This window comes from Streptomyces sp. NPDC052910, assembly GCF_055585605.1.
In genome coordinates, this window is record NZ_JBVJJR010000007.1 from 352,303 (window position 1) to 365,715 (window position 13,413).

The window sequence follows — 13,413 nt, forward strand, 5'->3', positions numbered from 1 at the left end:
GCAGCAGGTTTCCCCGTCAGCGCGGGGGTGATCCGGACGGATGTCGGCAGTTGGAATGAGCTGTCCCGTCCCGCGGGACTAGCATGCGGAAGGACAGGGAGGGGACCGACCCCTTACTGCCTGACCGCTCTGAGGAGCGATTAACGATGTTCGAGAGGTTCACCGACCGTGCGCGGCGGGTTGTCGTCCTGGCTCAGGAAGAAGCCCGGATGCTCAACCACAACTACATCGGCACCGAGCACATCCTCCTGGGCCTGATCCACGAGGGTGAGGGTGTCGCCGCTAAGGCCCTGGAGAGCCTCGGGATTTCGCTCGAGGCGGTCCGCCAGCAGGTGGAGGAGATCATCGGCCAGGGCCAGCAGGCCCCGTCCGGGCACATCCCCTTCACCCCCCGTGCCAAGAAGGTGCTGGAGCTGTCGCTCCGCGAGGCCCTTCAGCTCGGCCACAACTACATCGGTACGGAGCACATCCTGCTCGGCCTGATCCGCGAGGGCGAGGGCGTCGCCGCCCAGGTCCTCGTGAAGCTGGGCGCCGATCTGAACCGGGTGCGGCAGCAGGTCATCCAGTTGCTCTCCGGCTACCAGGGCAAGGAGGCGGCCACCGCCGGCGGCCCGGCCGAGGGCACCCCCTCGACCTCGCTCGTCCTGGACCAGTTCGGCCGCAACCTCACGCAGGCCGCCCGCGAGTCCAAGCTCGACCCGGTCATCGGGCGCGAGAAGGAGATCGAGCGGGTCATGCAGGTGCTGTCCCGCCGTACCAAGAACAACCCCGTCCTCATCGGCGAGCCCGGCGTCGGCAAGACCGCCGTCGTCGAGGGACTGGCCCAGGCCATCGTCAAGGGCGAGGTGCCCGAGACCCTCAAGGACAAGCACCTCTACACCCTGGACCTCGGCGCCCTGGTCGCCGGCTCCCGCTACCGCGGTGACTTCGAGGAGCGCCTGAAGAAGGTCCTCAAGGAGATCCGCACCCGCGGCGACATCATCCTGTTCATCGACGAGCTCCACACGCTCGTCGGCGCGGGTGCCGCCGAGGGCGCGATCGACGCCGCCTCGATCCTCAAGCCGATGCTGGCCCGCGGTGAGCTCCAGACCATCGGTGCCACCACGCTCGACGAGTACCGCAAGCACCTGGAGAAGGACGCCGCGCTGGAGCGCCGCTTCCAGCCCATCCAGGTCGCCGAGCCGTCGCTGCCGCACACCATCGAGATCCTCAAGGGCCTCCGCGACCGGTACGAGGCGCACCACCGCGTCTCCATCACCGACGAGGCCCTGGTCCAGGCCGCCACCCTGGCCGACCGCTACATCTCCGACCGCTTCCTGCCGGACAAGGCGATCGACCTGATCGACGAGGCCGGTTCCCGGATGCGCATCCGCCGGATGACCGCGCCGCCGGACCTCCGCGAGTTCGACGAGAAGATCGCCGACGTGCGCCGGGAGAAGGAGTCCGCGATCGACTCGCAGGACTTCGAGAAGGCCGCTTCCCTGCGCGACAAGGAGAAGCAGCTCCTGGCCGCCAAGGCCAAGCGGGAGAAGGAGTGGAAGGCCGGCGACATGGACGTCGTCGCCGAGGTCGACGGCGAGCTGATCGCCGAGGTCCTGGCCACCGCCACCGGCATCCCGGTCTTCAAGCTGACCGAGGAGGAGTCCTCGCGTCTGCTCCGCATGGAGGACGAGCTCCACAAGCGCGTCATCGGCCAGAAGGACGCCATCAAGGCGCTCTCTCAGGCCATCCGGCGCACGCGTGCGGGTCTGAAGGACCCGAAGCGTCCGGGCGGATCGTTCATCTTCGCCGGCCCCTCCGGTGTCGGTAAGACCGAGCTGTCCAAGACGCTCGCCGAGTTCCTCTTCGGCGACGAGGACGCGCTGATCTCCCTCGACATGTCGGAGTTCAGCGAGAAGCACACGGTCTCGCGTCTCTTCGGTTCGCCCCCCGGCTACGTGGGTTACGAAGAGGGCGGCCAGCTCACCGAGAAGGTGCGGCGCAAGCCGTTCTCGGTGGTCCTCTTCGACGAGGTCGAGAAGGCCCACCCGGACATCTTCAACTCGCTGCTGCAGATCCTGGAGGACGGTCGCCTGACCGACTCCCAGGGCCGGGTCGTGGACTTCAAGAACACGGTCATCATCATGACGACCAACCTCGGCACCCGGGACATCTCCAAGGGCTTCAACCTGGGCTTCGCCGCCCAGGGCGACGTCAAGACCGGCTACGAGCGGATGAAGGCCAAGGTCAACGAGGAGCTCAAGCAGCACTTCCGGCCCGAGTTCCTCAACCGTGTCGACGACACGGTGGTCTTCCACCAGCTCTCGCAGGAAGACATCATCCAGATCGTCGACCTGATGATCGCCAAGGTCGACGAGCGGCTGCGCGACCGCGACATGGGCATCGAGCTGAGCGGCGACGCGAAGCAGTTGCTCGCGAAGCGCGGCTACGACCCGATCCTGGGCGCCCGTCCGCTGCGCCGGACGATCCAGCGCGAAATCGAGGACATCCTCTCCGAGAAGATCCTCTTCGGTGAGCTCCGGCCCGGCCACATCGTGGTCGTCGGCACCGAGGGTGAGGGCGAGGAGAAGAAGTTCACCTTCCGCGGCGAGGAGAAGTCGGCCCTGCCGGACACCCCGCCGGTGGAGCAGGCGGCCGGCGGCGCCGGTCCGAACCTGTCGAAGGACGCGTGAGCGACGCTTCGGTAGCGCTTACCGAGTAGGGCTGTCGGCCCCGGGACCGCGGATGCGGGACCGGGGCCGGCTGCTTTCAGACGGCGGGCTGGCCGTTGATGGTCAGGCGGTCGCCGAAGAGGTGGCGGTCGAGGACGGTCGGACGCCTTTTGAAATTTTGAACCTCGATTTCGAGGGCCGGTTCGCCTCGCAGGAGCGTGAGATCGAGAGCCTGCTCGGCGTCGTCCCGCTCGTCCATGATGAGGACCTCCCGCAGCCCTGGGAAGCGGCGACGCGGATCGTGCATCAGGACGGTTCTGTCCACTTCCAGGGCGAGTCGCCGGATGCCAGGCAAGCGGTCTCTCTCGTCCAGATCGCCGAGGACCTTCGCCCGCAGTCCCAGTTCCGTCAGGTGCGGCCGTCCACGCAGATGCTGGAGTGCGTGCGACCCTGCCAGTTCCGCGTAGAGGTACAAACCTTTTAAGTTCGGCAAGGGCGCAAGGCTGCCGAGCCGTAGTGCGTCGGACGAGCCCACTGTCAGATACTCAAGGCCGGGTGGCAGGTCCGGGAACCGACCGTCGCCGTCGGCAAAGTGGTCGAGAAATAGGATGCGGAGGTCGGCGAGACTCGGGAGCACGGTCAACGCCGTATAGCTCAAACGGTGGTCGCCCAACTCCAGCAACGTCAGATTCAGCTCGGCCAGCGCTGACAGATCTTTCACCATGGGGCAGCGCCGGATCGACAGCTCTTCGATTTCCGGATGGTCACGCAGCAGGCCGAGGTCGGCGAGTGAGCTGTTGCGGATGAGCGAGAGCTGTCGCATGGTGCACCCGTGCAGAGCCGCCCGGAGACTTTCCGTCTCGTGATCCCCGGAGATGAACAGGCTGCCGACGCGACCGAGGCGCGGCAGGTGCACGAGCTGGGAACGGCGGAAGATGTGCACGCCCATGTCGTCGAGACGCATGCCCGCGAGGACCTGTTCCGCGAACTGTCGCGTGTTCAGGTAGGGCCACGCCGCGATGACTGCCGCGCGGACCTCCCGGGCGTCGAGCCGACCGTAGCGCGCCAGGTGGGAAAGCCCGGCGTCGCCGAGCTGCACCAGGACCTTTACATATCCGACGGCATCCGCTGAGCGCAGACCTTCCGGCCCGGGAATCACGGCCAGGGCACCCGGGCCCAGCGAGGCAAGCTGGGCGACTTCCGGATCGGTGCGTGGAGCGCCCATCGCTCTCAGCCTTTCCCACACCTCGTCGTGCCGGCGGTCGTCGAGCGCCGCCGCGCTCATCGCGCACTCCACGGCGAGGGTTCGCAGCGCGAACCGCGTCTCCCGTTCCCCGGCGGCGTCGCCGGCGGCCACGAGGCCCGAGATCACCGCTTCGGTCTCACGGCGGTTGCAGTGTCCGATGACCAGCCGGATGACGTCCTGCCACTGTTCCTCCGCGGCGTGGTCGAGCAATTCCTTCAGGCAGTCGGAATCCTGGAATTCCTTGGCCGCGAGGAAGTCCTGAAACGTCCGGTGAATGAACTGGACGGAATCCGGTGACCTTTCCTGGAGGAGGCCGCTGCGGTTCAGCAAGTGGTCCATCAGGGCGTCGGTCGTGTACGTCCGCAGTTGTCGCAGGCTGCGCATGGCCAATGCGATCTGGCGGACGCCCTGTTCGCGGGTGAGTTCCGTCTGCCTGTTGCGGACGAGCCAGATGGCGATGTGCTGGAGGAGCTGCTGGGCGTCCTCGGCCTCCAGCTCGATGCCCTCCGGGGCGTCGATGCCCCGGCGGGCGTCGCGGTTGCCGAGGAGCATGGCGAGGGCCGAGCGGTAGAGGGCCCAGCGGGTGTGGGGAAGGAGGCCGCTGCGGCGGCGGTGGAGGGCGCAGATGACGGCGCAGAGGAGGGGGGTCCGGGCGAGGTCGCCGAGGACCTCGTTGCGCTGGAACTCCAAGGCGAGGTTGCGTTCCAGTTCGTCGAGGCGGGCGCGTTCCTCGCCGTGTTTGTCCAGGCGGGCCGCGTCGTGCCAGGCGGTGACGAACTCCTGGATGTCCGCGTCGCTCATCGGCAGCAGCCGGAGCTCCTCGAAGCCCTGCCACTCCAGCCAGCCGTCCTCCACAGCGCGCGGGCGGACGGTCGCGAGGCAGCGGGTCTGCGGGTAGCGACGGAGGAACTCGTCGAGCCACTGGCGGGCCTCGGCGCGGGACTCGCGAGGGAGTTCGTCCAGGCCGTCGACGAGCAGCAGGACCCGGCCCGAGTCGAGGACGCGGCCCGCCCAGCCGTCGGGCGGGTCGTCCTCCATCAGGCCGGCGATCGTGGGCACCTGGGCCGGCTTGGGGGCGGTGATGCCCAGCGCGGCCAGGCGGCGCATCGGGACGACGAAGGGGACCAGGCCGTTCAGGGCGGCGAGCTTCCTCGGGAGGGTCTGGCAGGCGGCGTGCGCGGCCAGCCACCACACCAGCGTCGTCTTGCCGGCGCCCGCCTCGCCGCGGAGGACCGCGCGCGGGTGGACGGCCAGCAGGTCCTCGACGCGGCGGGGCTCCTGGGGGAGCCGGTCGCGGCCGGGGGCGGGCTCCGCCTGGAGGCTCAGGTAGGCCGTGTCCAGGTCCCAGCGTTTCTCGTGTTCGCCCAGGTCGTCGAGGCCGAAGACCTCCAGCCGGCTGTAGCGGGCCCGGACCGCCGCCGCGTACCGCGCCTCGTACGCGAAGTCGTCCACGCGCGGGTGGTGCAACGGGATGGGGGCGGGCGCGTCGGGCCAGTGGCCGGAGAGGGCCGCCGCGAAGTCCGGATCGCCGAGGATGCGGAAGAGGGGAACGGCCTCGATCGCGGAGTGCTGCCAGCCGTGCGGGTCCTCGGCCACCACGCCCACCAGCAGCGGGCCGGCGTACACCGGGCCGCCGGACAGGCCGGCCCAGGGCGAGGTGCCGGGGCGGCGGGGGACCGGCGGGTGGTGGGTGGTGCGCAGGACGGACCGGCCGCGGAGGCGTGCCGAGCCCGGGGTGAGCGTTCCGGGTATCTGGGCGACGTCCAGGTCGTCGGCGCCGAAGCGGGCGACGTCCGGGAAGCCGAGGGCCTGGCAGCCGGGGACCGGCTCGCGGGTGGAGAGGACGCCCCAGCGCAGCGATGGCAGCGCGTCCGGGGCGACGAGTGGGGTGCGGGCCCGCAGCAGGGCCGCGTCGCAGCGGTCGGGCGAGCCCTGCCAGAGGACGTCACAGACGGCCGGTGCCGCGCCTCCGAAGGCGATCGCCTCGGCGGTGCGCTCCACGCCGATGACGTGGGCGCTGGTGAGGACCAGCTCGGGGGTGAGCAGGACACCGCTGCCCTGGTCCGCCGCGAGGACCGCGACGACACGGTCCTCCGGGCTCACTGCCCCGGCTCCACCGTCCCGAAGTTCGACACCCCGCCGGGCCGCTGGTTGCCGACCTTCCAGCCGGTGCCGGTGCGCATGTCCTTCGGGGTGAGGGTGAAGGTGACCTTGTGGGTGCGGGAGGAGCCCCGGGTGGCGTCGGCGCCCGCGTCGACGACCCAGGCGCGGACCTTGCCGGAGCCCTTCACCTCGCGGCGCATCTCGATGCCGAACTCCATGGTGATGTCACCGACCTCGAAGCCCAGGTCCTTGCCCTCGCCGGTGGCGGCGGCGCTGGTCAGGCCGGTGCGGATGGCCTCGACGGCCTCGGCGAGCTCGATGCCTTCGAAGGGCGATGCGTCGGTCATGTCGTGGGCCCCCTGGTCGTCGCGGTGCGTGTGCGGGTGTTGACGGGGAGCGTAGCGGCGGGCGGGGGTCTTTGGTCCCGGAACGGGCGAGCCGGAGGTCCCGGCGCGGTGACAAGGCACACAGGCCATATCCGGATTACTACCCGCTTTAGCAGGAAAGGCGGCTCCGGAATCACGGGAAGCGCACCCGGAATTCCGGGGAGAGGGGTGCGGGCGGCCTCGCGTGTCATTACTAGGCGAGGCCGTAGAAAGGCCACTTGGAGCGGTTCGGAAGCGGCGGTTATCAAGGTAGGGCGATCCCGGTCCGCAGCCGGGATCGATCCCTGCCTGGAGGTTTTTCTTTATGTCGAAGCGCACCGTTTTCCGTACCCGCCGCACCGCCACCACTCTGGCCGTCGGCCTGGGCGCGTCGCTGGCACTGGGTGCGGGCGTGGCGCTTGCCGCGGAGCCCGTCGCCCATGGGGTTTCCGTGCTGTCCGCCGACTCCGCGACCGCCTTCGGCGAGTCGCTGAAGGCGCAGGCCGAGACGCAGAAGAAGGTCGCCGACAAGGAGCGTGCCGCGAAGGCCGCCGAGGCCGAGAAGGCCAAGCGTGCCGCCGACAAGGCGCGGGCCGACCGGTCCCAGGTCCGCAACCTGGCCGAGGCCTGGGTGAAGCCGGTGGACGGCTATGTGATCGGCCAGCCGTTCGGCAAGGACGGCAGCATGTGGGCCAACAAGCACAGTGGTCAGGACCTGGTCGTGCCCAGCGGCACCGCCGTGAAGTCCGTCCACAAGGGCGTCGTCGTCAAGGCCGGCGCCAATGGTGGCGGTGACGGCGCCGCGTACGGCAACGCCATCGTGATCAAGCACGACGACAACACGTACTCCCAGTACGCGCACCTGTCGTCCGTCGCCGTCCAGGTCGGCCAGAGCGTGACCGCCGGCCAGCAGATCGGCCTGTCGGGCTCGACCGGCAACTCGTCCGGTCCGCACCTGCACTTCGAGATCCGTACGACCCCGAACTACGGCTCCTCGGTCGAGCCGCTCGGCTTCCTGGGCGGCCACGGCGAGAAGCTCTGACCGCCGGCCGGACACCATGAAGGGCGGGGAACCCCACGCGGGTTCCCCGCCCTCCGGCGTCCTCAGGGGCCGGCCGGCGTGAGGGTCTTGGCCGGGCCGTCGCCCGCCCGGGCCTCCAGCTCCCGCAGGACCGCCAGCTCGACGACGTCCAGCCCGCCCTCGGGACGGACGATCGTGACGCCGCGGGCCTCGGCGGTGGTGAGCAGCCCGTGCACCACCACGGGGCTGGCGAGCAGGAACGCGAGCGGGTAGAGACTCGCCTCGCAGCTCTTCTTCCGGCCGAACGCGCCACCCCGGTAGACGATCTCGCCGGGGACGAGCACGTCCTGGACCGTCCCCGTCTCGTCCGCGCCGCGCAGGCGGCGGAAGAGGAGCGAGGTGAGGGCCTCCGCGACCCGGTCCAGGATCCAGTCACGGCCCGGGACGGCGATCAGGACGCGCCGGACGCCGTCGAAGGCGCTGTCGATGACGTCCTTCGTCAGCGAGCGGTAGCCGCCGGTCATGCGGATCTCGACGACCTTGTCCCAGGGGATGTCGTCACCGTCGAAACCGACGGAGTCGGGGCCCACGCGCACCGCGCCGAACCGGTCGAGCAGCTTCAGCGGCTTCGCGAGCGCGCCCGGGACCAGCGGGTGGCCGGCGATCAGCGCGCCCAGGGACACCTCCCAGGGCCGGGTGGCCGGGGCGTCCGGGGCGCCGAGGCGTTCGAGGGCCTCCGTCACCCAGTCGCCGCCGGCGGACAGCCGGTCCCGGCCCGCGTCCGCCGCCGTCCGGCCCGCCGTGGCGGAGCGGCCGGCCGCTTCGCGTCCGGCCGTCGCCGCGCGCTCGGCGACGGCCTTCCCGGCGTTCGCCGCCTGGCTCAGCGCCCCGCCGACGTTCCCGAGCCGTCCTTTGATGCCCATCGTTCCCCCTGTGGTGCGAGCGCCCGGCCGTCCGGGCGCCTTTGGTTCAGCCCGCAACTGTAATGGCGATCACGGGCGGGGCGGCCCGTACCCCCGGTGACGTCCCCGGACGAACGGAGGCTCAGTCCGGCACCCGGATGATCGGGAAGGTGCCCGTGCTCGTCGGCGACGACTCGGGCAGCCACAGCACCGCGATGGCCCCTCCGCCGCCCTCCGCGTCCGGGTCCGCGTTGCGGAAGGTGAGGCGGGCGCCCAGCACCCGGGCCTGGCCGGCCGCGATCGTCAGACCGAGGCCGTGCCCCTTGCCGGCCCGGTCCTCGCTGCCGGTGCGGAAACGGCTGGGCCCCTCGCGCAGCAGGTCCTCGGGGAAGCCCGGCCCGTGGTCGCGGACGCGCAGCACCCGGCCCTCCACGGTGACCTCGACAGGGCCCCGGCCGTGCTTGGCCGCGTTGGCGAGCAGGTTGCCGAGGATGCGCTCCAGCCGCCGGGGGTCGGTGTTGACGTAGGCGTGCCGGACGACGGTGACCCGGGCGTCGGGGGAGAAGGTGCGCACCCGGCGGACGACGAACTCGCCGAGCTCGATCTCCTGCATCTCGGCCCGCTCGGCGAACCCGTCCAGCCGGGCCACCTCCAGCACGTCCTCGACGAGGGTCCGCATGGCCTGGGCGCGGTCCCTGACCAGCTCGGTCGGGCGGCCCGGGGGCAGCAGTTCGGCGGCGGTCAGCAGGCCGGTGACGGGGGTGCGCAGTTCGTGGGCGATGTCGGCGGTCACCCGCCGTTCGGCCTCCAGCCGGTCCTGGAGGGCCTGTGCCATGCCGTCCACGGCGCGGGCGAGGTCGTCCGTCTCGTCGCGCACCCGGCCGCCGATGGCCTCCCGCACCCGGACGTCGCGGTCGCCGTCGGCGAGCTTGCGGGCGGCGGCGGACGCCTTGCGCAGCCGGCGGGAGAGCTGGCCGCCGATGAGGATGCCCAGCGCGCAGCCGCCGAGGACGACCGAGACCGAGCCGATGATCAGGGCCCGGTCCATCTCGTCGAGGATCTTCAGCCGGTCCTGGAACGGCTGGTGCATGGAGAGGATCTTGCCGTTGGCCAGCGGGACCGACGCCCAGACCTGCGGGGCGGAGCCGCCGGTGTCCTGGACGAAGGTGGCGCGCTGCCCGAGGGCGGCGGCCTCCCGCAACTGCTCGGGCAGCGCCGGGTCGTCCACCTTGGCGTGCAGCGTGGTGCGGCCCTGACTGGTCCGGTAGTAGCGCTCGGCCAACTGGATGCGCTGGTCCATCACGTCGCGGCTGCTGTTGATCATGGAAGCGCGGGCGGCGTTGTGCACGACCAGGCTGAGCGCGACCGCGATCAGCGCGCCGACACCGGCGATGGCGAGGCTGACCTTCCAGCGCAGACCGCTGCGGAGGGTGAAGTTCACCATGGCGCGGGGGGCTCCTCGGAGACCGCGTCCATGGGGAGGAGTGCGACCTGGTGGGGGCGGGTCACGAAAGTTCAGCCTCTGAGTTTGTAGCCGAAACCGCGGACCGTCTCGATCCGGTCCTGACCGATCTTGCCCCGCAGCCGCTGCACATGGACGTCCACCACGCGCGTGTCGCCGCCCCAGCCGTAGTCCCAGACGCGCTCCAGCAGCCGGTCCCGGGACAGCACGGTGCCCGGCGCCGACGAGAACTCCAGCAGCAGCCGCATCTCCGTCGGCGTCAGGGCGACGGGCGCGCCGCCCTTGCGGACCTCCATGCCCTCCGTGTCGACCTCCAGGTCGCCGAAGCGCAGCAGGCCGCCGCCCACGATGCCGCCGTGCTCGTCCGCGCCACCGGCCCCCGCCGCGCCGCTGGCGTGCCCGAAGCGGCGCAGCACCGCGCGGATCCGGGCGACCAGCACGGCGCCGTCGAAGGGCTTGGTCACGTAGTCGTCCGCGCCGGCCTCCAGGCCGAGGACGACGTCGATGGAGTCGGCGCGCGCGGACAGCATGATCACCGGAACGGTGGACTCGTCGCGGATGCGCCGGCAGAGGCTGACGCCGTCCAGGCCGGGGACCATCACGTCGAGCAGGGCGATGTCCGGCCGCCGTTCCCGGAAGCGCTCCAGGCCCTGGAGCCCGTCGGGGACGGCGGTGACGACGAAGCCGTCCCGTTCGAGGGCCAGTTGTGTCGCTTCGCGGATCACATCGTCGTCCTCGACGAACAGCACATGCGTATCGGCCACGCCGCTCCCAGCCCTCCTAGCCCGAATTCTCGCTCTTGCCCGTACCGCCGACCTTGCTGAAGTCGGTGTGCGTACGTCCGGTCTCCCGGAACCTGCCGTCCGACCAGTGGTACGTCACCTCGTCCTCGCCCGAGGGGTCGGCCACCGGGTCGCCCGACCCGTAGATCTGCGAGGTGATCAGCAGGTCCCCGCGGTCGATGTCGGCGTAGACGGGCGACTGCTCGGACGAGAACACATTCTCGTACGAGTCTCCCTTCGCACGGTACACATACGAACCGATGCCGATGGCGTCACCGCAGGTCAGGATGTTGACGACGACGTCGTCACGGGAGCCGCCGGTGAGCTGTCCGTAGATCACGTCGACCGGGTACTGGTTCTTCACGCACGGCTTGAAGTTCTTCTTGACCGCGTCGCTGATCTTCGGATCCGACTTGATCAGGGCGGCGGCGTCGATCTTCCGCCGGGCGGGGGGCGCGGACGGCGACGCGGTGCTCTTCTCCGCCTTCGCCGCGGACTGCGGCTGGGCGGGGCCCTCCTTGCGGACGCCCTCGCTGCTGGTGTTGCAGCCGGCGAGCAGCAGCCCGGCGACCGCGGCGAACGCCGTGACCGTCCCGCCGGCGATCAGTGCCGGGCGGGCGGGTCGCGTGGCCGGATCGGTCCGGCCCGCCTCCTCGCCGATCGCCTTTCTCAGGCCGCGCACCGTTCCTGCCCCCGCTCGTGACGATCGAGGGCGTGGAAGTCCAGGTCCCGGTTCTCCAGCTCCTGACGCAGCCTCGCCAGCGCCCGGTGCAGGGTGCTCTTGACCGTGCCGGTCGACATGCCGAGCGCCTCCGCCGTCTCCTCGGTGCTCATCTGCTCCCAGTGTCGCAGGACGACGACACTGCGCTGCTTGGGCGCCAGGACACCGAGGACGTCCATCAGCAGCGCGCGGTCGGCGTGCTGCTCGGTCCCGTCCTCGACGCTGGCGTCGGGAAGCTGCTCGGTGGGCACCTCGTCGAGCTTACGGGCGCGCCACCACTCCGTCCGCGTGTTGATCATGACACGGCGCAGGTAGGCGTCGGCCAGCGACTTGTCGGCTATGCCGTCCCAGCGGCCGTAGGTGCGGACCAGGGCGGTCTGGAGCAGGTCCTGAGCGTCGATGGGGTCCGGGACGAGCCGTCGCGCACTGCGCAGGAGAGCGTCCTGACGGTTGCGAACGTATTCCTCGAAGTCCAGAACCTTGCCGCTGCTGGCCATACTCGCAGCCTCCATTCCGCTTGCGTCCCCGTGCCTGCCGGTCTGCGCCGGACGGTCCTCCAGCACGAGAGAGGACGCTACGGAGCGGCTGTTGCGACGCGATGTGCAGCAGCACTGCGGCTGGTGCACAGCTATCCATAGGTTGTGTAACAGGTGGGGGGTAAGGGCAGCTCTGTCCGATTCGGAGGGGGAGCGGACGCGGCGCCGGGAGGCTCCGCTACGTCAGCGGCAGCCGGTACGTCCCACCCGCCAGCGGCTCCACGAGCCCGTCCGCCACCAGGCCGTCCAGCGCCCGGGCCCGTTGCACGGGCTCGTCCCAGACGGCGTCCAGCGCCTCCTGCGGCACGGGGGCCACCGCCTCCCGCAGCACCGCCAGCAACTTGCCGCGAACCTGGCGGTCGGTGCCCGCGTAGGTCTGGCCGCGGCGCGGCGGCCCGTCGTGCTCGGGCGAGCCGGCGGCGCGCCAGGCGCAGCGGGCGGCGATCGGGCAGCGCCCGCAGACCGGCGTGCGGGCCGTGCACACCAGCGCGCCCAGTTCCATGGAGGCCGCCGCCCAGCGGGCGGCCACCGCCTCCTCGCCGGGCAGCAGCTCCTGGGCCAGCCGGCGCTCGGCGGCCGTCGTGGCGTTCGGGGGGTACTGGACGCCGGTGACGGCCCGGGCGAGGACCCGGCGCACATTGGTGTCCAGGACGGCGTGGCGCCGCCCGTAGGCGAAGGACGCCACGGCGGCGGCCGTGTACTCGCCGACGCCCGGCAGCGCCAGCAGCGCGGCGTGGTCGTCCGGCACCTCGCCGCCGTGCCGTTCGGTGATCGCCGTCGCCGCGGCGTGCAACCGCAGCGCCCGGCGCGGGTAGCCGAGCCGGCCCCAGGCGCGGACGGCCTCGCCCGGCGGCTCGGCGGCCAGGTCGGCGGGGCGCGGCCAGCGGGCGAGCCACTCCTCGTACACCGGCAGGACGCGGCTGACGGGGGTCTGCTGGAGCATGAACTCGCTGACCATCACGCCCCAGGGGCCGGCCTCCGGGCGGCGCCAGGGCAGGTCCCGGGCGTGGGTCTCGAACCAGGCGATCACCGGGAGGTGCAGGGCGGAGCCGGCACCGGAGCCGGCGTCGGCGCCGGCGCGCGGGCCGGGGGCCGACGCGGACGGGGCGGGCGGCGTGGGAGCCGAGGACGGGGTGGGCAGGGAGGGCGTCGTAGTCATGGCGCCACCGATCCTGGCACGGGCCCGCGCGGGGCGGGAAAACGCCGACTTCAGGGGCTCGGCGGCGCGGGCGGGGTGCGCGTACGGCGCGCGGTGGGCTCCCGTGCGCGGGCGCGGGGTCTCGTACGGGTGATCCCTGACGCCGGGGTGTCCGCCGGCCCGGCCTCCCGCCCACCATGGAGCCGTGGAAGGCCGCCGCGAAGCCCCGCCCCTGGTCCGCTGCCGCGCGTGCGCGAACCCGCTGTGGTGGGACATGACGCCCGTCCCCGGGCTCGCGCCGGGCTGGTACTGCTCCGCCTGCAAACACCCGCCGGAGCGCTACCGCAATACGGCCGCCGCCGCCCCGCTCTGCCCGGAGGGCTGCCCCAGCGCGGTCGTGGAGACGACGGCGAGCGGGAGCCGCCGCTTCATCTGTCACCGTTCGTGACCGGGCGGTCGCGGGGAGGAGGTCGCAGGGGCCGTCCC

Annotated in this window: 11 protein-coding genes; 3 read left to right on the plus strand and 8 right to left on the minus strand. The window is 71.5% G+C overall.

Annotated elements, in window-relative coordinates:
• The first annotated feature begins 146 nt into the window (after window positions 1-146).
• Window positions 147-2,672, plus strand: a complete 2,526-nt coding sequence (locus tag ACZ6X9_RS25600; protein WP_004949520.1) for an ATP-dependent Clp protease ATP-binding subunit — start codon at window positions 147-149, stop codon at window positions 2,670-2,672.
• Window positions 2,673-2,748: 76 nt separating this feature from the next.
• On the opposite strand, the gene ACZ6X9_RS25605 is transcribed toward ACZ6X9_RS25600, so the two are convergent.
• Entirely contained in the window at window positions 2,749-6,000 is a 3,252-nt protein-coding gene (locus tag ACZ6X9_RS25605) for an NACHT domain-containing protein (protein ID WP_469780333.1), read from the minus strand.
• Window positions 5,997-6,347 (minus strand): trypco2 family protein, encoded by a 351-nt coding sequence (locus ACZ6X9_RS25610; protein ID WP_469780334.1) that lies wholly within the window; start codon window positions 6,345-6,347, stop codon window positions 5,997-5,999. The genes ACZ6X9_RS25605 and ACZ6X9_RS25610 overlap by 4 nt, the downstream gene beginning before the upstream one ends.
• A 343-nt stretch (window positions 6,348-6,690) precedes the next feature.
• Between ACZ6X9_RS25610 and ACZ6X9_RS25615 the strand changes: the two genes are divergently transcribed.
• A complete protein-coding gene (locus tag ACZ6X9_RS25615) occupies window positions 6,691-7,407 on the plus strand; it encodes a M23 family metallopeptidase (protein WP_469780335.1) in 717 nt (238 codons plus the stop codon).
• A 62-nt stretch (window positions 7,408-7,469) separates the two neighbouring features.
• On the opposite strand, the gene ACZ6X9_RS25620 is transcribed toward ACZ6X9_RS25615, so the two are convergent.
• The 6 genes from ACZ6X9_RS25620 to ACZ6X9_RS25645 all read right to left on the minus strand — a co-directional run bounded on the left by ACZ6X9_RS25620 (window position 7,470) and on the right by ACZ6X9_RS25645 (window position 12,948).
• Entirely contained in the window at window positions 7,470-8,309 is an 840-nt protein-coding gene (locus ACZ6X9_RS25620) for a hypothetical protein (protein WP_469780336.1), read from the minus strand.
• 121 nt (window positions 8,310-8,430) lie between these two features.
• Window positions 8,431-9,732: a two-component system sensor histidine kinase CseC gene (gene cseC / locus ACZ6X9_RS25625; RefSeq protein ID WP_469780337.1), complete on the minus strand. Its 1,302-nt coding sequence runs from the start codon at window positions 9,730-9,732 to the stop codon at window positions 8,431-8,433.
• A gap of 71 nt (window positions 9,733-9,803) precedes the next feature.
• Window positions 9,804-10,514, minus strand: coding sequence for a two-component system response regulator CseB (gene cseB, locus ACZ6X9_RS25630; RefSeq protein ID WP_469780338.1), 711 nt, complete (start codon window positions 10,512-10,514; stop codon window positions 9,804-9,806).
• A gap of 16 nt (window positions 10,515-10,530) precedes the next feature.
• Window positions 10,531-11,214, minus strand: a complete 684-nt coding sequence (locus tag ACZ6X9_RS25635; RefSeq protein ID WP_469780339.1) for a hypothetical protein — start codon at window positions 11,212-11,214, stop codon at window positions 10,531-10,533.
• The gene (locus tag ACZ6X9_RS25640) at window positions 11,202-11,750 is read right to left on the minus strand and encodes a SigE family RNA polymerase sigma factor (RefSeq protein WP_004949546.1); all 549 of its coding nucleotides are present in this window, start codon (window positions 11,748-11,750) and stop codon (window positions 11,202-11,204) included. The genes ACZ6X9_RS25635 and ACZ6X9_RS25640 overlap by 13 nt, the downstream gene beginning before the upstream one ends.
• A gap of 217 nt (window positions 11,751-11,967) precedes the next feature.
• The gene (locus tag ACZ6X9_RS25645; RefSeq protein ID WP_469780340.1) at window positions 11,968-12,948 is read right to left on the minus strand and encodes an HhH-GPD family protein; all 981 of its coding nucleotides are present in this window, start codon (window positions 12,946-12,948) and stop codon (window positions 11,968-11,970) included.
• Window positions 12,949-13,132: 184 nt separating this feature from the next.
• On the opposite strand from ACZ6X9_RS25645, the gene ACZ6X9_RS25650 reads away from it, so the two are divergent.
• The gene (locus ACZ6X9_RS25650) at window positions 13,133-13,375 is read left to right on the plus strand and encodes a hypothetical protein (protein ID WP_469780341.1); all 243 of its coding nucleotides are present in this window, start codon (window positions 13,133-13,135) and stop codon (window positions 13,373-13,375) included.
• Window positions 13,376-13,413: the final 38 nt, after the last annotated feature.